The sequence below is a fragment of the Brachybacterium saurashtrense genome (assembly GCF_003355475.1).
In the GTDB taxonomy this organism is placed as follows: domain Bacteria; phylum Actinomycetota; class Actinomycetes; order Actinomycetales; family Dermabacteraceae; genus Brachybacterium; species Brachybacterium saurashtrense.
Window position 1 is genome coordinate 2457079 of record NZ_CP031356.1, and the last position, 20043, is coordinate 2477121.

Consider the following 20043-nt stretch of genomic DNA (forward strand, 5'->3'; position numbering starts at 1 on the left):
CCCGCGCGGCGCGCCCGCGCGGTCGCCCGCCCCGAGGGAGCACCGTCACATGGCCAGGAGCAGGAAGAAGTCGTCCAGCACGGCGGCGTCGCGCGCGAAGGCCGCCGCCTCGGAGGACACGACGCCCCGCGCCGCCGACGAGGCCGCCCCCGAGGATCCCTCCGCGGACGAGACCCCCGCGGACGCCGTCGAGGACGACGCCGCCGAGGGCGGGAAGGACTCATCCGACGCGAAGGCCGCGACCGCCTCCCGCGCGAAGGATCCCGTGCGCCGCAAGGGCGGGGCCGGCAAGAGCGCGGCCGGGAAGTCCGGCGCCGGGAAAACCGCGGCGAAGACCGCCGGCGGCGAGGTCACCGAGAAGGCGAAGGACTCCACCCGCTCCACCTCGGTGAAGAAGGCGGCGGCGGAGGAGGGCCGGCGCACCACCGGACGGCGCGTCGCCGCCGCCCCGCAGAACCCGGCCTGGCTGGCACCCACCGCCGTGGTGTGCCTCGTCCTGGGGCTGCTGTACCTGGTCACCTACTACATCTCCGCCGGCCAGCTGCCGCTGCCGATCGGGGACTGGAACCTCGCCGCGGGCTTCGGCGTGCTGCTGGTGGGCGGCGGCATGCTGATGTTCTGGAAGTAGTCCCTGCCCTGCCTCGTGCGCGCCGTCCGCCTCCGTGCGGGCGGCGCGTTCTGCGCTGGTCGACGGGGAGTTCTCCCCACTGCGCGGCGCACCCCGCGCCGGTAGTCTGAGCGGGTGGCGGGCATCGCTGACCGCCCACCGCTCTCCGAGACCACCCGATGGGGGACCCATGACCAGCATCTCGACGCGGCGCAGACTCCTCGCCGCTCTCCTCCTGCCCTTCGTCATGGTGCTCGCCGGGTGCGGGAAGCTCCATGCCGACTTCGACATCCAGGACGTCGACAGGATCGACGCCACCTTCGACGTCGCGATCGACGAGGAGTTCGCCGCCGGCAGCTGGAGCAGCGCCGACGAGTTCTGCCAGGACGCCGAGGGCGAGACCCTGGTGGACGACGCCGATGCGCCCACCGTCGAGCCCTATGAGGAGGACGGCCGGTTCGGCTGCGTGATCACCGGCGTGATCACCAGCGACGACTACGACTCCGAGTTCAGCCTCACCGAGGAGGACGGCGAGTACCACCTGGTGATGAGCGGCGACCCGTCGATCGATACCTCGGAGATCGAGGGCTACGGCCTCGAGATCGACTTCCGCATGACCTTCACCTTCCCCGGCGAGATCCTCGAGGCTCCCGGCGGGCAGATCGACGGCAGCTCCGTCACCTACACCGAGATGGACGTCCTCGCCCAGGGCATCGACATCCGCGCCGAGGCGGGCGGGAGCTTCCCGTGGGTGATCGTGCTGGTGGTGGTGCTGGTGCTGGGCTTCCTGCTGCTGCTCGTGCTCGCCGCGGCGATCTTCCTGGTGGTCCGCTCGCGCAGGAAGAAGAACGCCGCGGGCACCGCCGCCCCGGCGGCCTACGGCGCGGCGGCCGCGATGCCTGGCACCGCACAGCCCGCACCGGGCGGCTCCCAGGGCAGCCCGCAGGGGCAGCCGTGGGGCCAGGCCTCCCCGCCGCCGGCCGCACCGCCGCAGGGCGAGCAGCCCTGGAGCCGGCCCCCGCAGGACGGTCAGCAGTGGGGGCAGCAGCCCGATCCGGGCCAGCAGCCGCCCCAGCCCCCGCAGCGGTGAGCGCGCGCCGGCGAGCCGGTCCAGGAGCCGTGTGAGCAGGGTCATGGCTCCTGGATTGGCCCCGGCGGGGGATGGCCGCTAGAGTTGTCTGAGTCAGCGCGGCTGACGAGCGCCCGTAGCTTAACGGATAGAGCATCTGACTACGGATCAGAAGGTTGGGGGTTCGAATCCCTCCGGGCGCGCTTCACGAGAAGGCCCCCACCAGCGGAAACACTCCGCGGTGGGGGTCTTTCGCTGTGCGACGGCGATGCCCCGCCGCCTGTGTCTGCGCGCCTTGGCCGGCATCGCGGTCTGCGTCGGCGCGCACTCGCGCCCGCCGCCGCTCGGACCCTCAGTAGCTGTGCGGATCGTCCCCGCGTGCGGCGCCGGTGACGTGCTCGGCGTGGGAGAGCGCCTCCGCGAGCAGGCGGCGCACGTGGGGGTCCGTGGCCCGGTAGTAGGCGAAGGTGCCCTCCCTGCGGCTCTCCACCAGGCCGGCGAGCCGCAGCTTCGCGAGGTGCTGACTCACCGCGGCCGGGGCGGCCCCGACCGCCTCCGCCAGCGCGTTCACGCTGGCCTCCTGCGCGAACAGGGCCCAGAGGATCTTCACGCGGGTGGCGTCGGCGAGCATCCGGAACGTGCTCGAGGCGATCTGCGCGTGCTCGTCGTCCGGCACCGCGTGCACGGGGGTGGGATGCATGAACTCATGCTACGCAGATCTTGCTCTCTGCATGATTGCGCAGATACATTCACAATGTGCACCACTCCCCCGGCCACACGCCCTCCGCTCCCGCGCACCACCACCACGACCACGACCACGACCACGACCACGGTCATTCGCACGACCAGGACCACCCGCACGGCCACGGCCACCCTCACGACCACGGCACCGGCCCCTGGGCGCGCCTGCGCCACACCCTCACCCCTCACAGCCACGACCACGGCGAGGCGATCCGCACCGCCGAGGAGTCGAGCGCGCTCGGGCTGCGCGCCGCCTGGGTGAGCCTCGCCGGGATGGGCGCCACCGCGCTGCTGCAGATCGTGATCGTGGCGCTCAGCGGCTCCGTGGCGCTGCTGGCAGACACGCTCCACAACCTCGGCCACCTCGCCACCACGATCCCGCTGATCATCGCGTTCCGACTGGGCCGGCGCTCCCCCACCCGCACCTACAGCCACGGCTTCCGCCGCGCGGAGGACCTCGTGGGGCTGCTCATCGGGGCGGTGATCGCGCTCTCCGCGGCGCTGATCGTGTGGGAGTCCGTGCGGGCGCTCACCACGGCGCGGGACATGACCCATCTGGGCTGGGTGCTGGCGGCCGCGCTGGTCGGCGCGGCCGGCAACGAGATCGTGGCCCGCTACCGGATCCGGGCGGGCCGACGGATCGGCTCGGCCGCGCTGATCGCGGAAGGTCAGCACGCCCGCACCGACGCGCTCACCTCGCTGGCCGTGGTGCTCGGCGTGCTCGGGGCCTGGGTGGGCCTTCCCTGGATCGATCCGGTCATCGGCCTGGTGATCGCCGCCGTGGTGGTGATGGTGCTGGTCGCCTCGATGCGCACCGTGATCCGCCGGCTGATGGACGGCGTCGAGCCGGGCACCCTGGACACCGTGGAATCCGTGGCCGCGGGCACCGACGGGGTGCTCGGCGTGCACGAGGCACGGGCCCGGTGGAGCGGCCACCGGCTCGAGGCCGAGCTCGCGGTCGCCCTCGACCCCGCGCTGCCCCTCGCCGACGCCGCCGCGATCCTCGCCGCCGTGGAGCGACGCCTGCACGAGGCGCTCCCGCACCTGGACCGCGCCGGCGTGCGCCCGACGACGGCGCCGGCCGCCCGCTGACCGCGGACCGACCGGACCGCCGCCCCCGCGCCCCTCGTCGGCCGCTCAGCGGGAGGCGATCGCCTCGCGCACCGAGCTCCAGCCCTGCAGGATCGCGCGGGCGTCGGGATCCGCCTCGGCGGCGATCGCCTCCGCCCGGGCCTCCTCGAGCAGGGCGTCCACCTCCACCCTCTCCCCGCGATCCACGGAGGCCACCGCGGCCTCCACCATCGCGAAGGAGAGGATGTTCTCGTGCACCTCGCACATCGGCCGCCGGCCCGCGCGCAGGGAGGTGACGAACTCGATGAGGGAGGCGTCGATCTGATCGGGCTCCGGGGTCTCCAGAGCCTGCGCGAGCGCCGCGTTCAGCGAGGCCGTCTCCTCCTCGTCCTCCGTGCCCAGCACCGGGGCGCCGGTGCCGTCCCAGGTGGCGGAGCCGTGCTGGGCACCGATCCGCCACTCGCTGTTCCAGTAGGTGGGCAGGCCGCGCGCGTTCCAGGTGCCCTGGTAGACGAACAGCGAGTCGTCGGACATCTCGAAGGTCGCCGTCACCGAGGCGTCGTGCGCATAGACGCTCCAGTCCGGCCGGGTGCCGCGGGCGGTGACCGCCACCGGATCCGCGTCGAGGACGTAGCGGGCGGTGTCGAAGGCGTGGATGCCCATGTCGCGCAGCAGCGGGTGGCGCTGGCTGCGGCGGTAGCCCTCCATCTCCGTGAACAGGGAGAAGAAGGCACTGGTCATCACGGAGGGACCGTGCGCGGCGACGAAGCGGCGCAGCTCCCGCACCTGCGGGAAGAAGCGCCGCGACTGGGAGACCATGAACGGCACGCCGGTGAGCTCCGCGTGCGCCATCAGGCTCAGCGCCTCGGAGAGCGTCTCGGTGACCGGCTTCTCGCCGAGCACCGGGATCCCGGCGTGCAGGGCCTTCACCGTCACCGGGTGGTGCGCCACCGGCACCGTGGGGTTGATCAGCAGATCCGCGCCCACCTCGAGGGCGAGGTCCACGCCGTCGGCGCCGGTCGCGACCGCGGCGGGATCGGCCACCCCGGACTGCGCGATCGCCTCTGCGGGCATGCCCTCGGCGAGGTCGGCGATGCCCACCAGCTCCGTCATCGCGCTGGCGGCGACCACGCGGGCCCACCAGCGACCCATCCCGCCGGCACCCACCACGACCGCCCGCAGCGGCTCCCGACCCTCCGCGGCCGCGAGCGCCGCGTTCGGATCGGCGATCACCGACTCGGCGGCGCCGCGAGCCTGCGGTGCGGCGCCCCGCTCCTCCGACGACGCGCTCGCCCCGGCGCCGGCCTGCGCGAGGTCAGAGGACACGCTCTGCCTCGTCGCCGCGGAACCAGTCCCGCGGCGCGTTGGCGATCTTCACGGGAGCGCTGGGGCGGTCCTCGGGACGCGCCCACACCACCGCGTTCGCGAGCACGCGCTGGATCTCGGCCTGGTGGTAGACGGGGTACTCCTGGTCACCGGGGCTGAAGTAGAAGATCTTCCCCTTGCCGCGGCGGAAGGCGGCGCCGGAGCGGAACACCTCGCCGCCGGCGAAGGAGGAGACGAACACCAGCTCGTCCGGGGCGGGGATGTCGAACATCTCCCCGTACATCTCCTGCTGCGGGATGACGATCGGGTGCGGGACGCCGCGGGCGATCGGGTGGGAGCCGTTGACGGTCCACACCCGCTCCTCCTCGCCCTCGTTGCGCCACAGCAGGTTGCAGGTGGTGCCCATCAGGGCCCGGAACGGCTTGGAGTAGTGCGCGGAGTGCAGCGGGATCAGCCCCATCCCCTCCTGCACGCGCCGCACCACGCGCTCGGAGACCGCGTCGGGAACATCCCCGTGCGCCATGTGTCCCCACCAGGTCAGCACGTCCGTCTGCGCGAGCGCCTCCTCGGAGAGGGTCTCCTCGATGTCGTCCAGCAGCGCGATGCGCACCTCGGCGTCCACGCCGTCCGCCGCGAGCGTGGCCCGCAGGCCCTCCGCGATCACCGTGTGCATGCCCTCGGGGTAGATCTCCTGGACCGTCGCGTCGACCTTCTCGTGCCGGTTCTCGCCGAAGACGGCGATGCGCAGTGTCATGGTGTCCTTCGTCCTGTCGCTGGGGGTCGCGGGGCCGTCCCGTCCCGGAACGGTCGCACCATCGTAGGTCGCGGCCGGCGCCACAACCGTGACCGGGCTGTGATCTGCTTCTCACCGGATCGGGGCTATGGTCGGTCGCAGGCTCCCTCAATGGCGAGGGAGCCTCTTCCTCGCCGCCCCCTACGGGCACCCGGTGCGCTCTCCCGTCAGGCGCTCCCGCCGGTCGCGGCCCCGTCGGCCCCGCTCCCTCGACCGGGCCCGAGCTCTCGCAGCTCCGCATTGCCCAGGTGCGGCACCTCGCGGTGCTCGTGCGGGTCCCGCCCGGCGCCCAGGGCCAGCGCGATCTGCAGCACGTCCCCGTGCGCCACCAGCACCACCGCCGCGCCCGCGGCGCGCTCGTCGGCCGTGCGCAGCACCGCGAACACCCGCCGGGCCACCTCGTCCACGCTCTCCACCTCGTCGCCCGGCAGCTCCCGGGCGCGATCGGCCGCCCACACCGTCTCGTAGGCGTCGGCGGGGCCGCCGTCGTGCGCCCCGAAGCCGCGCTCGCGCAGGCGCACGTCCACCGTGGGCGCCGCGGCGCCGAGGCCGCGGGCGAACTCCTCGGCCGTCTCCCGGGCACGGGCGAAGTCGCTGGTGAGCACCACGGTCTGCGGCCCCAGACCGCGTGCGAGACCCTCGCGCGCCGCCTGCTGGGCCTGGGCGCGGCCGCGCGCGGTGAGGCCCACCTCGGTGAGCGCTCGCGGCCCGGGCAGGGACACGATCAGGCCCTGCACGTTCGCGGTGGACTCCCCGTGGCGGAGCACCAGCACGGGCGGGACCGGGCCGTGCGCAATCATCGCGGGCCGCCGCTCAGGGCGCGACGACCTTGCCGGGGTTGAGGTTGCGGCCCGGGTCGTTGTCGGCCAGCAGGCCCTTCACCATGCGCTCGCCCACCTCGCCGATGTCCTCGGTGATCCATGCCTGGTGCTCGGTGCCCACGGCGTGGTGGTGCGAGACGGTGGAGCCGAGGTCCACGAAGGTCTGCTGCACCGCGCTCTTGGCCGCGTAGTACTGCTCCAGCGCCTTCTCCTCGGAGGTGTACGGGACGGCGAAGGTGAAGTAGAGGCAGGCGCCGGCGTGGTAGCTGTGCGACATGTGGCAGAACATGAAGCCGGACAGGCCCTGCTCCTCCAGCGCCGCGTAGTACGCGTCGTACACCCGCGCGTGGACCTCGTTGATGTTCGACCAGGTCGCGCCCGTGTCGCACACGTCCCCGAACACCTGGTAGTTCATGAGGAAGTCGCGCAGATAGGGGGTGTCGAACTTCTTCTGGTCGTAGATCGCGCCGGGGCCCGCGCCCAGCGTGATGCCGCCGGCGTTCTTCACGATCTTCTTCACGAGCGACTTCTGCTGCTCGACGGACTCCTTCGACCCCTCGAAGCACACGTAGGAGATCGACATCTCGTTCGTGGTGTCCCAGCCCTTCGAGCGCAGGTAGGCGAACAGCCCGTCCTGCACCTTCGCGGCCACCCGCCCCTTGGTGGAGGTGGGCTCCTTGACCATGGCGAGGCTGAACTCGGTCTCGGGCCCGTCGGAGAGGCGGGTGAAGGTGGGAGAGACGTCGGTGGAGCGGGCGATCGCGTGCATGCCGCGGATGCCGTGCTCCCAGTCCGGGTACATGTAGGCGATCACCTGACGCACCGGGGCGATGCGGTGCACCTGCACGGTGGCCTCGGTGATGATGCCCAGCCGCCCTTCGCTGCCCAGGATCATCTCGTGCACGCTGGGGCCCGAGTCGCGGCCCGGGATCGGCTTGGTGACCGCGACGCCGTCGGGGTGGACCATGCGCATCCCGCGCACGATGTCCTCGATGTCGCCGTACTTGTCCGACTGCATGCCGGAGGAGCGGGTGGCGGCCCAGCCGCCGAGCGTCGAGTAGGTGAAGGAATCGGGGAAGTGGCCCACGGTCCAGCCCAGGGCGTTCAGCTGCTCCTCGAGGTCGGGGCCGTACACCCCGGCCTCCACCCGGGCCAGGCCCGCGGTGTCGTCGATCTCGAGCACCTCGCGCATCCGCCCGATGTTCATGGTGACGACGGGGCGCTGCTCGGCAGGATCCGGGGTGACCGAGCCGGAGATGCAGGAGCCGCCGCCGTAGGGGATCAGCACCAGGTCCTGCTCGAGCACCAGGCGCAGCACCGCGGCGACCTCGTCCTCGTTCGCGGGGTACACCACCGCGTCGACGAGGCGCTCGAAGCGGCCGGTGCGCACGCGGAACAGATCCGGCAGGGAGCGGCCGAAGGAGTGGACGAGGCGGTACTCGTCGTCCTCGGCCAGGTTCTCCTCGCCCACGATCTCCGCCAGCGCGGCGCGGGCGGCTGCGGGCAGGCGCGAGGCGGGCACCTCGACGTCGGCGAGGTCCGGCTCCACGGGCTGCTTCGAGTCGAGATCCACGCCCACCTTGTTCCGCGCCAGCGGGGCGAAGGCGGGCTTGTTGTCGTAGCGGAAGGAGACGTCGTCCAGCCCCCAGCCCCACCACTTGTGCCGCTTGACCTCGCGTGCGCTCGGGCGGTCGCTCATGCGGTCTCCTCCTCGCCCCCGGCGGCATCGCCCAGGACCTCGTGGTAGTGCTCGTCGTACAGGATCGCGACCCTGTCCTGGATGCGCGTCGAGAAATCGACGGCGGACTCGTCCTCGTGGGCGATCATCGGATCGCCGAAGACGACGCGGACGGGTGGGCGCCCCGGCACCGGCCAGGAGCGCCCCTTGGGCATCGCCTCGTAGCCCCCGATGATCGCCGCGGGCACGACGGGCACGCCCACGCCGATCGCGAGCGCGGCCGCGCCGGGCTTGAAGCCGGCCATCGAGCCCGTCTGCTGCCTGCCGCCCTCGGGGAACACCAGGATCGGCACCCCGGAGCGCAGCAGGCGGCGCGAGGTGCCGGAATGCTTGCGGGAGCCGCCGCGGTCGATGGGGAAGGCGTTCATCATCAGGCGCACGAAGATCCGGCGGTGCCAGTGGTCGAACCAGTAGTCCGCGGCGACGCCGGTGCTGAGGAACCGTGCCTGGGTCCACGGCAGGCTCATCGCCAGCAGCGGGGCGTCGACATGGCTGGTGTGGTTGGCGACCAGCACGAAAGGTCCGCGGACGCTCCTCACCCGGCGGTGCACCTGCACCTGGGGCGTCACGGCGGAGTTCACCACGGCGCGGAAGACGATCCGCTGGAGCACGAAGCGCAACGCGGCCCGCCCGCCGGAGCGGTACTTGGCCAGCTCCCCCGTCGGCTTCTCCCAACCCTCCCCGCGCGAGCGGGCCGAGAGCGAGTCGAACAGCTTCCGGGACCGGCCGCGCAGGTCGTCGGCGGCCTTCGCGGTGGCGTCCGCGGCGCGGGTCGAGGCCTCCGACAGCCGGGCCGCGGCCTCGGCCCGACGGGAGGACTCCTGCGCCTCGGGCTCCTGCGCGTCGAGCCGGCGCTCGGGCGGCTGCGCCGCCGGCGGCTCCTGGGGGTCCTGCGAGGTCACGCGATCACTTCTCCCGGTTGCGTCGATGGCTCAGCAGCGCGCTCAACCGGGCGACCAGGCCGCGCGGCGTGGTGCGCAGCACCGCCGCGATCAGCTTCCAGCGCTTGGAGGGCACAGAGACCGGCTTCCCCCGTGCCACGTCGCGCATGCAGTCCGCCACCAGGCGGTCCGCGTCCAGCCACAGCGGGCCCGGGATGGAGGAGCCCTTGATCCCCGCGCGGGTGTGGAACTCGGTGCGCACCCAGCCCGGCATCAGGGCGGTGACCTGCACGCCCGTGCCGGCCAGCTGCACGCCCAGGGATTCGGAGTAGTTGCCCACCCAGGCCTTGATCGCGGAGTAGTTGTTCTGCGTGACCAGGGCGGAGACCGAGCCGACGTTGATGATCCAGCCGTGGCCGCGCTCTCGCATGCCGCGGCCCGCGGCCCCGCCCAGCTTCAGGACGGCGCGGATCATCACCTCGAAGCCGAGGTCGTGCTGGGAGAGGTCCGGGTCCAGGAGGCTCGCGCGCACGGAGAAGCCGGCGTTGTTCACGAGCACGTCCACCGGATCCACCGCCGCCTCGAGGCGGTCGGCGACCCGCTGCTGCGCGGTGCGGTCGGAGAGGTCCGCGGCGAGGGTCTCGACCTCGACGCCGAACTCCTCCCGCAGCTGTGCGGCGGCGTCCGCGAGGCGGTCGGCGTCCCGCGCGACCAGCACGAGTGCGGTGCCGCGGCCGGCGAACGCTCTGGCGAAGGCGGCCCCGATTCCTGCAGTGCCGCCGGTGATCAGGGCCCTATGCATGGCGGCTACGATACACTAGCGCCGCCCTGACCAGCGCGGAGAAGCCCCCTGGTGGCAGGCATGCAGAGCACCGACGACGCACCCCGGCGCCGCACCGGGCGCCCCCGCCGCACCCGTCCACAGAGGATCCCATGACGCACAGCACCTCCCCCGCCGCCCAGCCCCAGCCCGGCGGTTCGACAGGCGGAGGCCGCCGGATCCTGCTCACCGGGGTCACCGGGTTCCTGGGCCAGGCCGTGCTGCGCTCCCTGCTGGAGACCACCGAGGACGTGCACGTCACCGCGGTGGTGCGCCCCAAGGGCTCGGTCACCGGCCGCAAGCGCCTCGAGCAGCTGCTGCGCAAGCCGGTGTTCGCCTCCTGGGCGGAGCTGCTGGAGAAGGACGGCGCGCTCGGCGGCGCCGCCGACGGCAAGGCCCGCCTGAAGGAGATCTTCGACGCCCGGGTGGGCGTGCTCGAGGGCGACCTCACCGACATGCCCGAGATCACCGAGCCGCTGGACACGGTGATCCACTCCGCCTCCTCCGTCTCCTTCGACCCGCCGATCGACGAGGCCTTCCGCACCAACGTAGGCGGCGCCCGGAACCTCTACGAGGCGCTGCTCGCCTCCGGGCAGGACCCGCACGTCATCCACGTCTCCACCGCCTACGTGGGCGGGATCTCCAAGGGCCTGCGCCAGGAGGGCTCCCTCCAGGCCGACGTCGACTGGCGCGCCGAGTACGCCGCCGCCCTCGCCGCCCGCGAGCGGGTGGAGGCCGAGTCCCGCAAGCCGGAGACGCTGCGCTCCCAGATCCGCGCCGCGAAGCTGCGGGTGGGGCGGATGGGCCCCAAGACCGTCGCCGCCGCCTCGGAGGAGGCCCGGCGCGACTGGGTGACCGAGCGCCTGGTGGACTTCGGCCGCACCCGCGCCCAGTCCGTGGGCTGGACCGACATCTACACCTTCACCAAGGCGATGGCGGAGCAGGTGGCCGAGGAGATGTGGGCCGGGAACGGCCACCGCGTCTCCTTCGTGCGGCCCTCCATCATCGAATCCGCGATGCAGAAGCCCTACCCGGGCTGGATCGACGGCTACAAGGTCGCCGACCCGCTGATCATGGCGTACGGCCGCGGCGTGCTGCCCGAGTTCCCGGGCCTGGCCGACTCCATCCTCGACGTGATCCCGGTGGACCACGTGGTCAACGTGATCGTGGCGCTGGCCACGCAGGACGTCACCCGCCGCGGCGACGACGCCTACTACCAGGTGGTCTCCGGCGCCTCCAACCCGCTGCCCTTCCACGAGATGGTCACCGCCGTGCGCGAGTACTTCCTCGAGCACCCGCTGGAGGACGACAAGGGCCGTCCGATCCCGGTGCCCGAGTGGTCCTTCCCCGCCGTGGAGATGGTGGAGCAGCGCTTCCGCGCCAAGGAGCTCTCCGCTCGGCTGGGCTCCGCCGCGGTCGCCTACCTCCCCGCCACCAAGCGCACCCGCGAGTGGACGTCAGAGCTGCACAGGGCCAGCTCGGGACTGACGATGCTGCGCAAGTACATCGAGCTGTACCGCCACTACACGAAGACCGAGATGGTCTTCGACGACGCGAACACCCGCGCGCTGCGCGCCGAGCTGCCCGCGGAGTTCCTGGCCACCCACGACTTCGACATCACCGGCATCGTGTGGAAGGACTACTTCCAGACCCAGCACCTGCCGGCCGTCACCGAGCTCACCAAGGCGTACTCCCGCGCGAAGTCCGCGCAGAAGCGCCGCGCCGCCCGCCCGGCACCGGAGCTGAAGCCCTCCGAGGACGCGCTGGCCGTGTTCGACCTCGACGGCACCGTGCTGGCCACGAACATCGTCCAGCAGTACTTCGCGGTGGTGCGGGCCACGAAGCCGCGCCGCACCTGGCCGGCGGAGTTCGGCGGCCTGCTCGCGGCGGTGCCCGGCTACCTGCGCGCCGACCAGCGCGACCGCTCCGAGCTGATCCGCCTGGTCAACCGCCGTTACAAGGGCTACCGCAGCCAGGATCTGCGCACGCTGATGCAGGGCGAGGCCGGCCGGCGCATCCGCGCCTCCATCCGCCCCGAGGCGCTGGAGACCATCGAGCGCCACCGCGCCGCCGGGCATCGCACCGTGCTGGTCTCCGGCGCGCTGGACGTGCTGGTGGAGCCGCTGGCCGACCTGTTCGACGAGGTCATCGCCACCCACATGGACGAGAACGCCGAGGGCGTGATGACCGGCTACCTCGCCACGCCCCCGCTGGTGGACGAGGCCCGGGCGAACTGGCTGCGCAAGTACGCCGCGCTGCACGGCGCGGACCTCGCCGCCTCCTACGGCTACGGCGACTCCCACGCGGACGCCGCCTGGCTGGACCTGGTGGGCACCCCCACCGCCATCTCGCCCGACCTGGGGCTGTACTCCGTGGCGAAGAAGAAGCGCTGGCAGATCCTGGAGTGGTGAGCCTCCCGGGGCGGCGCGCCGCGCCACCCCGCCACCGGGCGTCCTGTGACGTGCGACATGGGGAGTGCTCCCCATCGCGTGCCCTCTGACCTGCACATAGTCTCAGAGCACCGATTCACAGGAGGAGGACGCAATGTCCCGAACGATCATCGCCCGAGGCGCCGCCCTGGCCGCCGTCACCGTGCTCGCCCTGACCGCCTGCGGCGGCGCCGACGAGGCACCCGCCGAGGAGTCCCAGGAGGCCGGGGTCGCCGAGGCGGCCGAGGGGGCCGCGGAGGAGGAGCCCGCCGACGACAGCAGCGCGTCGGACGCCGAGGACACCGAGGCGGAGGAGGGCGAGGCGGAGCCCGAGGCCGCCGCCGCCGACGAGGGCGCGGTCGTCGAGATCGGGACCGAGTTCACCGACGAGGAGACCGGGGACGTGGTCACCGTCGTCTCCGCCGTGCGGAACATGCCCACCGAGTACTACCTCGCCTCCGACAACCCCGATGGCGAGATGATCTACCTCGAGATCGCCGTGACGCCGGGCGACACGTTCGGCGGCGTCGTGAGCCAGCAGGACTTCTTCCTCGACGACGGCGGCGAGGAGGTCAACTACGCCTCCAGCGCGGACGAGGAGGTCACCGCGGCTGGCTACACCTACTTCGAGGGTGCCCCGCGCCGCGACGGCGAGGCCACCGGCTACATCCCGATCTACGTCGAGCAGAGCGGCGACACCCTCACGGGCGCCTACGTGCGGCCCGAGGCGAAGATCCTCGGCGAGGACGAGACGATCCCGGAGTTCCGCGGGGAGTTCGAGATCCCCGCAGCCTGAGCGCTCCGGGAGCTCCTCGCCCGGCCGGCACCGCGACGTCGGCGCCGACCGAGCGAGGAGCTCCCGACAGCGGCGCATGCCGCACCCCTCCGGCGCCCCCGAACCCTTGTTGAGAATGAGTATCATGTACAGTATGTCGGGTGCGCCTCTCCCCTCCCTCACGTCTGCAGGCCCTGCTCCCCGCCCTGCTGGATCCCCGCATCGCCCCGCACGCCCGCGCCGCCGGGGGCGGTCTGGCCGCGGTGGCGGGGGTGACGCTCGGCGCCGGTGCCGCCTCCGCCGGGGCGGCCCTGGCGCTGGCCTCGGCGACCACCCGGATCCTGGTGCAGGATCCGCGCGGCCCCTGGGCCGTGCTGGCGGCGGCGGTGGGACTGCTCGCGCTGCGGGCGGCGCTCCTGTGGCTGCGTGATCTGCTGGCCCTGCGCACCGGCAGCCGCGTCACCCGCCGGCTGCGGGAGCGGCTTTTGGACCACGTGATCGCGCTGGGGCCGGGCCACCACTGGCAGGGCGGCGCCGCCCGCGCCCACCTCGCGGTGGTGGACGGCTGCGAGCACCTGCGCGGGTACATCGGCTCCTATCTCCCGCAGGCGATCGCAGCGGTCGCGGTGCCCGCCGTGCTGCTGAGCGTGATCGCACTCCAGGACGGGCTGGTCGCCCTGGTCATCCTGGTGATGCTGCTGGGCATCCCGGTGGGGCAGCGCCTGACCCGCCGCCTGCTGGGCCGCCGCGCCGCCGCCCACTGGGAGCAGTACGAGGAGTACGGCGCGCGGGTCGCGGATTCGATCGCGGGGCTGGCGACCCTCGCGGGGCTCGGCACCTCGGACCGACGTGCGCGGACCCTGGCCCTCGAGGCGGACCGGCTGCGCGAGGAGACCACCCGCACCATGAACGTCTCGCTGTCCACCTCGGTGGTCACCGGTGCCGCGATGCTGCTGGGCACTGCCGGGGCGACGGTGCTGGCCGCCTGGCACGCGACGCGCGGAGAGCTCGCCCCGGGCGCGGTGGTGCTGGTGCTCTTCCTCGCCGCCGAGTGCTTCCGCCCGCTGCAGGAGCTGCAGAACTACTGGCACGAGGGCTTCTATGGTCTCGCCGCCGCCGGCCGGATCAACCAGGTGCTCGAGATCCGGCCCCCGGTGCAGGACAGCCTCGACGCCCGCTCGCTGCGCCGCACCGGCCCGCCCGCACTGCACCTGCGGGAGGTCTCCTTCCGCTATCCGGGCGCCGAGCGCGAGGCCCTGCGCGCGGTGAGCGCCACGATCCCCGCCGGCCGCACCACCGCCCTGGTGGGCGCCTCCGGCGCCGGCAAGACCACCCTCACCGCCCTGCTGCTGCGGGACGTGGACCCCACCGCCGGCACCGTGCAGCTCGAGGACGAGGGCGGCGCACACGACCTGCGCACCCTGCCGCTGGCCCAGCTGCGGCAGCGCTCGTCCCGGGTGAGCCAGGACGTGGTGCTGCTGGACGGCACCCTGCGGGAGAACCTCGACCAGGCCCTGCCGTCGAACGGCGGCGCGGAGGACATCGAGCGCGCGCTGGCCGCCGCCCGGGTCGACGAGTTCCTCGACCAGCTGCCCCACGGCGCCGACTCCCCCGTCGGGGAGGGCGGCGGCCTCCTCTCCGGCGGGCAGCGCCAGCGGGTGGCGCTCGCCCGGGCGCTGCTGCAGGACACCCCGCTGCTCGTGCTCGACGAGGCCACCAGCGCCCTGGACGGCGAGAACGAGCAGCTGATCACCGAGGCGCTGCGCACGCACCGCGACGCCCGCACCGTGGTGGTGATCGCCCACCGGCTCTCCACCGTCGCCGAGGCGGACCACGTGATCGTGCTGGAGGACGGGGAGGTCGCCGAGGAGGGCCCGCCCGCCGCGCTCGAGCGGGCCGGCGGCCCCTGGGCCCGGATGCTCGAGGCCCAGCGCGGGGCCCTCTCCCCCGCCCCCAGCCCGACCCTCGCGGGAGGTGCACGATGACCGCGACCGTGCCTCCGCCGCCCGTCGGCACCCGGCTGGACTCCCTGGCCTCGCTGCGCCACGTGCTCACGGGATGGCGGGCCTGGTACGCGCTGACCCTGGGCTGGAACGTGGTGGTGCATCTCAGCGCCGCCCTCGGCGCCGGGGCCGCGGCCTACACCGTCGCCGCCGCCGTGCGCGGCGCCGCCCCGGGCGATCTGCTGCTGCCGGCGTTGCTGGTGCTCGTGGCGACGCTGCTGCGCGCGGTGGGGCTCTGGCAGGAGTCCTACACCAGCCACGACCTCTCCTTCCGGGTGATGGCGCGCGTGCGGCACTGGATCCTCGGGGCCCTGTCCCGGGTCGCCCCGGCCGGGCTCACCGGCCGCCGGCGCGGCGACCTCGCCGGCATCGCCCTGCACGACTCCGAGGCGCTGGAGATCTTCCTCGCCCACACCTCGCTCTACCGGATCGGACGCTTCCTGGCGACGCCGCTGATCCTCGTGGGCCTGGCGCTGATCGACCTGCCCTCGGCGCTGGTGTGCGTGCCCTTCCTGCTGGCGCTGCTGGCGATCCCGGCGCTCACCCGCCGCGCCGCCCTGCGCGAGGGCGAGCGCACGCGGAGGGTGCTGACCGCCATGGCGGCCGACACCCAGGAGAACGTGGGCGCGGTGAGGGAGATCGTCGCCTTCGGCCTGGTCGCCGAGCGGAAGGCGCGGCTCGAGCGCCTCCAGGACGAGCTGCTGGTCTCGCGCACCCGGACCGTCACCCGCACCGGGGTGGAATCCGCGGCGGCCGGGATCGCGGCGGCGCTGCTCGCGGTCGCGGTGACCGCCGTGGGGGTGGTGCAGGTCGAGGCCGGGCGGCTGGAGCTGGTGTGGCTGCCGGTGGCGGTGGCGGTCGCCGCCGCGAGCCCGTCGGCGATCCAGCAGTGGATCTCCACCAGCCGGCACACCGGCCACACCGCCGCGGCCGCCCGCCGCATCGAGCAGGTGCTCGAGGCCCCGGACCCGCTCCCCCTCACGCCCGCGCCCGACGGGGCCCGGCCTGCCTCGGCACCGGGGCCCGAGGCCGACAGCCCCACGCCCCGCGCCCCCGTGACCGACGGCCCCGCACCCGACAGCACCGCGCCGTCCGGCCCCGCGCCGGCCGACCTGGTGCTCGAGGAGGTCAGCTTCCGCTGGCCCGGCGCGCCCGCCCCCGCGGTGGACCGCGTCTCCCTGCGGATCGACGCGGGCGAGACGGTGGCCCTGGCCGGGCGCAGCGGCGCCGGGAAGTCGACGCTCGCCCAGCTGCTGGCCCGCTGGTACGACCCGGAGGCCGGGCGCCTCACCCTCGGCGGCCGCGACCTGCGCACCCTCCCCCTGGCGACGCTGCGCAGACGGGTGCGGCTGATCCCCCAGGATCCGCACCTGTTCGCCGAGACCGTGCGGGAGAACCTGCTGCTGGCCGCGACGGACGAGGCCCACGAGCGCAGCCTCGACGACGCGTCGCTGTGGGCCGCGCTCGAGGCCGTCGGCGCCCGCGACCTGGTGGAGCGCCTGCCGCAGGGCCTGGACACGGTGCTCGCCGATCACGGCCGCAGCCTCTCCGGCGGCGAGCGCCAGCGCCTCGCCCTCGCCCGGGCCGCCCTCCACCCCGGGGACGTGCTGGTGCTGGACGAGTCCGTCAGCCAGCTCGACACCGGCTCCGCCGCCGCCGTCCAGGACGCGTTCGCCCACGCCGGCCGCACCACCGTGGTGATCGCCCACCGCCTGGTGACCCTGCTGCGCGCCCCGCGGATCCTCGTGCTCGAGCACGGCCGGGTGGTGGGCGACGGCACGCACGACGCACTGCTCGAGACCTGCCCCGCCTACCGCGCACTGGTGGAGCCGCAGCTCCGGCACGCACGGGCGGGCGCGGGCGCTGCGGAAGGGAGCGGGGGATGAGCATCGCGCACGACGCCCGCCCCTCGGCCCCGGGCCCCACGCCGCGCACCCCCGGCCGGCCCGGCACGCCCCGCAGCGCACGGCAGCGGCGCCGACGCCGCACGGGACTGCTCGGCCTGCTGCTCGTGGCGGCGCTGTGCTTGCTGGTGGTGCTCTCCGGCGCGATCGGCGCCGTGGAGGTGAGCGCGGGGCAGTCGGCCCGGATCGTCGCCGGCCACCTGCTGCCGGGGATGCCGTGGATGCACGACGGTTCGCTGACGGCGCTGCAGGACCAGGCGGTGTGGCAGTTCCGCCTCCCGCGGGCGCTGCTGGCCGGCCTGTCCGGTGCCGGGCTCGCCCTGGCCGGAGCGCTGATGCAGGTCACCGTGCGCAATCCGCTCGCCGAGCCCTACATCCTGGGGGTCTCCTCGGGGGCGGGCGTCGGCGCCGTGCTGGTGATCGTTCTCGGCTCCGCCGCCCTGGGAGGCCTCTCGCTGCACGTCGCCGCCTTCGTCGGCGCGCTGCTGGCCTGCCTCGCCGTGGTGGTGCTGGCGCGCCGGGACGGGGTCCTCTCCCCCACCCGGATGATCCTCGCCGGCGTGGCGCTGGGGTCCCTGCTCAGCGCGGTCACCAGCTATCTCACCCTCACCAGCGAGGCGCAGAACGTGGTGGGCGTGATGTTCTTCCTGCTCGGCAGCGTCTCCGCGGCCACCATGGGGCAGCTGGTCGCCCCGGCGGCCGCGCTCGCGATCGCCTGCCTCGCCGCCGCGCTGCTGGCGCGGCCGCTGAACGCCCTGATGACCGGGGATGACTCCGCCGCCGCCCTGGGCGTGGACGCGCAGCGCATGCGCGGGGTGCTGCTCGTGCTCTCCTCGCTGCTGACGGGCACGGTGGTCGCGGTCGCGGGCGGGATCGGCTTCGTGGGGCTGGTGGTCCCCCACGTCGCGCGGATGCTCGTGGGCGCCGACCACCGCCGGATGCTCCCGGTGACCGTGCTCGGCGGAGCGGTGTTCCTGATGGCGGCGGATCTGCTGGCGCGCACGGTCGCCCGGCCCACCGAGGTGCCGCTGGGGATCCTCACGGCCGTCGTCGGTGCGCCGTTCTTCCTGTGGCTGATGCGCCGCGGCGGCGCCGAGCGCGCGGGGTACGGCCGATGAGGATCGAGATCGAGGACGTCACCGTCGCGCTCGGCGGGCACGAGGTGGTGCGCGGGGTCTCGCTCGAGGTCCCCACCGGGACGGTGCTGGGGCTCGTGGGCCCCAACGGGTCGGGCAAGTCCTCCCTGCTGCGCACCCTGTACCGGGCCGTCGTGCCGCGCGAGGGAGCGGTGCGCGTGGGCGGCCGGGACGTGCGCGCGATGCGCGGCCGCGAGAGCGCCCGGACCCTTGCCGTCATGCTCCAGGACGCCCCCGCGGAGTTCGACCTCAGCGTCGAGGAGACGGTGATGCTGGGCCGCGGCCCCCACCATCCGACCTTCGGCCGGGACACGGCCGAGGATCTCGAGGTGGTCGCCGCGGCGATGGCGCGCACCGGGATCGCCGACCTCGCCGACCGCATGATCGCCACCCTCTCCGGCGGTCAGCGGCAGCGCGTGATGCTGGCCCGCGCCCTGGCCCAGCAGGCGCCCGTGCTGGTGCTCGACGAGCCCAGCAACCACCTCGACATCAGCCACCAGCACGAGCTGATGAGCACGGTGCGCGACCTCGGCGGCACCACGCTCGCGGCGCTGCACGACCTGACCCTCGCCGCCCAGTACTGCGACCGCGTGGCGGTGCTGGAACAGGGACGCCTCGTCGCCGTCGGCCCGCCCGCCGAGGTGCTCACGCCCGCGCTGATCCGACGCACCTTCCACGTCCACGCGCGCGTCCTCACCGGCTCTCCCCATCCCGTCTTCGCCTTCCGGCGCGCCGGCGCGGAGGACCCGTCCGCCGCCGAGGCGACCCCGACCCCGACCCCGACCGACACGACCACGCCGACCGCTCCGATGTCCCTGCCCACCCCGACCACTCCGACCGCCCCCACCGCCCCGAGCACCGAGAGAGAAAGCAGCCCGCACCGATGACCCCTCGCCCCCACCACCTCCTCCTCCACCCCCGGCCCGAGGTCCGCTCCCACTCCCGCTCCCGTGCGGCGGCGCTCGCACTCACCGCCCTGCTGCTGGCCGGATGCGGCAGCGGGGTCACCACGCAGGACGCGACCCCCGACCCCGCCGCCGCGCTCACGCTCGAGAACTGCGGGCGCGAGGTCGTCGTCGACGCGGCGCCGACGGCGATCGTCGGCATGCACCCCGCACAGACCGAGCTGCTGCTGCGCCTGGGGCTCGCCGACCGGATGGCGGGGCAGGCGCAGGCCGCGGCGCAGGCCCTTCCCGAGGACGTCGCCCCGCTCGCCGCGGACGTCCCGGTGCTCGGCGAGGTGGCCCCGCCCAGCCGCGAGGAGCTGCTAGCCGTGGAGCCGGACTTCGTCTACGCACCCACCACCTACGAGTTCTCCGCCGAGCAGGGCTTCGCCTCGCTCGACCAGCTCGAGCAGAGCGGCGCCGCGGTGTACGTCGCGACCGGCGGCTGCGCCGACCGGCGGATGACCGGCGAGGTCACGGACCTGTTCGAGGATCTGACCGCTCTCGGGGAGGCCTTCGACGTCCAGGACGAGGCGGAGCAGCTGATCGCGGAGGGCCGGGCGGACCTCGAGGCCGTCGAGGAGGCCACCGCCGAGGTCGCCCCGCTGCGCGTGGCCCAGGTGTACTACGAGGGCGGCACCCTGCAGGCGATCGGGGCGGGCATCGAGCACGACATCCTGCTGCGCGCGGGCGCGGATCCCGTCCACTCCCCCGAGCAGGAGGCGTTCTCCGACTTCTTCGCCGCACCCCTCACCCCCGAGGCGCTCGCCGCCGAGGCGCCGGACGCGATCGTGTTCGCCGCCTACGACGAGGAGCACGAGGCCGCGACCCGTGAATACCTCACCACCACCTTCCCCGACATGCCCGCGGTCGCGGAGGACCGCCTGATCGCGGTCTCCACCGCGGACATGTTCCCCGGCACGCTCGGCAACATCTCCGCCGTCGAGCAGATCGCCGCCGCGCTCTACCCCGAGCAGTTCTGAGC

Annotated in this window: 17 protein-coding genes and 1 tRNA gene; 11 read left to right on the plus strand and 7 right to left on the minus strand. The window is 73.8% G+C overall.

The genetic code is table 11. From position 1 onward, the window contains the following. Positions 1-49 precede the first annotated feature (49 nt). The 3 genes from DWV08_RS16785 to DWV08_RS11240 all read left to right on the plus strand — a co-directional run bounded on the left by DWV08_RS16785 (position 50) and on the right by DWV08_RS11240 (position 1879). A complete protein-coding gene (locus tag DWV08_RS16785) occupies positions 50-628 on the plus strand; it encodes a cell division protein CrgA (RefSeq protein WP_162801554.1) in 579 nt (192 codons plus the stop codon). Positions 629-797: 169 nt separating this feature from the next. Beyond that, complete coding sequence (locus DWV08_RS11235) at positions 798-1697, plus strand: LppM family (lipo)protein (RefSeq protein WP_115413873.1); 900 nt, start codon at positions 798-800, stop codon at positions 1695-1697. 109 nt (positions 1698-1806) lie between these two features. After that, positions 1807-1879, plus strand: a tRNA-Arg gene (locus tag DWV08_RS11240). A gap of 149 nt (positions 1880-2028) precedes the next feature. On the opposite strand, the gene DWV08_RS11245 is transcribed toward DWV08_RS11240, so the two are convergent. Then, complete coding sequence (locus tag DWV08_RS11245) at positions 2029-2376, minus strand: ArsR/SmtB family transcription factor (RefSeq protein ID WP_115413874.1); 348 nt, start codon at positions 2374-2376, stop codon at positions 2029-2031. Between the two features lie 56 nt (positions 2377-2432). Between DWV08_RS11245 and DWV08_RS11250 the strand changes: the two genes are divergently transcribed. Then, positions 2433-3509 (plus strand): cation diffusion facilitator family transporter, encoded by a 1077-nt coding sequence (locus DWV08_RS11250; RefSeq protein WP_115413875.1) that lies wholly within the window; start codon positions 2433-2435, stop codon positions 3507-3509. Between the two features lie 45 nt (positions 3510-3554). Here DWV08_RS11250 and DWV08_RS11255 read toward each other — a convergent pair whose 3' ends face one another. The 6 genes from DWV08_RS11255 to DWV08_RS11280 form a co-directional block, all read right to left on the minus strand. Next, the gene (locus tag DWV08_RS11255) at positions 3555-4814 is read right to left on the minus strand and encodes a Gfo/Idh/MocA family protein (RefSeq protein WP_241237223.1); all 1260 of its coding nucleotides are present in this window, start codon (positions 4812-4814) and stop codon (positions 3555-3557) included. Beyond that, on the minus strand, positions 4804-5568 hold the full coding sequence (locus tag DWV08_RS11260) for a ThuA domain-containing protein (RefSeq protein WP_115413876.1): 765 nt from the start codon (positions 5566-5568) through the stop codon (positions 4804-4806). Before DWV08_RS11260 ends, DWV08_RS11255 begins: the two co-directional genes overlap by 11 nt. A gap of 206 nt (positions 5569-5774) precedes the next feature. After that, complete coding sequence (locus DWV08_RS11265) at positions 5775-6407, minus strand: histidine phosphatase family protein (RefSeq protein ID WP_115413877.1); 633 nt, start codon at positions 6405-6407, stop codon at positions 5775-5777. Between the two features lie 13 nt (positions 6408-6420). After that, positions 6421-8127 (minus strand): FAD-binding oxidoreductase, encoded by a 1707-nt coding sequence (locus DWV08_RS11270; RefSeq protein ID WP_115413878.1) that lies wholly within the window; start codon positions 8125-8127, stop codon positions 6421-6423. Beyond that, entirely contained in the window at positions 8124-9068 is a 945-nt protein-coding gene (locus tag DWV08_RS11275) for a lysophospholipid acyltransferase family protein (protein ID WP_115413879.1), read from the minus strand. Before DWV08_RS11275 ends, DWV08_RS11270 begins: the two co-directional genes overlap by 4 nt. Positions 9069-9072: 4 nt before the next feature. Beyond that, positions 9073-9849, minus strand: a complete 777-nt coding sequence (locus DWV08_RS11280; protein ID WP_115413880.1) for an SDR family NAD(P)-dependent oxidoreductase — start codon at positions 9847-9849, stop codon at positions 9073-9075. A gap of 131 nt (positions 9850-9980) precedes the next feature. Between DWV08_RS11280 and DWV08_RS11285 the strand changes: the two genes are divergently transcribed. The 7 genes from DWV08_RS11285 to DWV08_RS11315 all read left to right on the plus strand — a co-directional run bounded on the left by DWV08_RS11285 (position 9981) and on the right by DWV08_RS11315 (position 20041). Beyond that, entirely contained in the window at positions 9981-12278 is a 2298-nt protein-coding gene (locus DWV08_RS11285) for an HAD-IB family hydrolase (protein WP_115413881.1), read from the plus strand. Positions 12279-12411: 133 nt separating this feature from the next. Beyond that, positions 12412-13092, plus strand: a complete 681-nt coding sequence (locus DWV08_RS11290; RefSeq protein WP_115413882.1) for a hypothetical protein — start codon at positions 12412-12414, stop codon at positions 13090-13092. Positions 13093-13232: 140 nt separating this feature from the next. Then, the gene (locus tag DWV08_RS11295) at positions 13233-15056 is read left to right on the plus strand and encodes an ABC transporter ATP-binding protein/permease (RefSeq protein ID WP_115413883.1); all 1824 of its coding nucleotides are present in this window, start codon (positions 13233-13235) and stop codon (positions 15054-15056) included. Continuing rightward, positions 15053-16960: an ABC transporter ATP-binding protein gene (locus DWV08_RS11300; protein ID WP_115413884.1), complete on the plus strand. Its 1908-nt coding sequence runs from the start codon at positions 15053-15055 to the stop codon at positions 16958-16960. Before DWV08_RS11295 ends, DWV08_RS11300 begins: the two co-directional genes overlap by 4 nt. Continuing rightward, positions 16957-18096, plus strand: coding sequence for a FecCD family ABC transporter permease (locus DWV08_RS11305; protein ID WP_115413885.1), 1140 nt, complete (start codon positions 16957-16959; stop codon positions 18094-18096). The genes DWV08_RS11300 and DWV08_RS11305 overlap by 4 nt, the downstream gene beginning before the upstream one ends. After that, positions 18093-19001 (plus strand): ABC transporter ATP-binding protein, encoded by a 909-nt coding sequence (locus DWV08_RS11310; protein ID WP_115413886.1) that lies wholly within the window; start codon positions 18093-18095, stop codon positions 18999-19001. The genes DWV08_RS11305 and DWV08_RS11310 overlap by 4 nt, the downstream gene beginning before the upstream one ends. Next, positions 18998-20041 carry an ABC transporter substrate-binding protein gene (locus tag DWV08_RS11315; protein ID WP_115413887.1) on the plus strand — a complete coding sequence of 348 codons (1044 nt, stop codon included), beginning with the start codon at positions 18998-19000 and terminating at the stop codon, positions 20039-20041. Before DWV08_RS11310 ends, DWV08_RS11315 begins: the two co-directional genes overlap by 4 nt. Positions 20042-20043 lie beyond the last annotated feature (2 nt).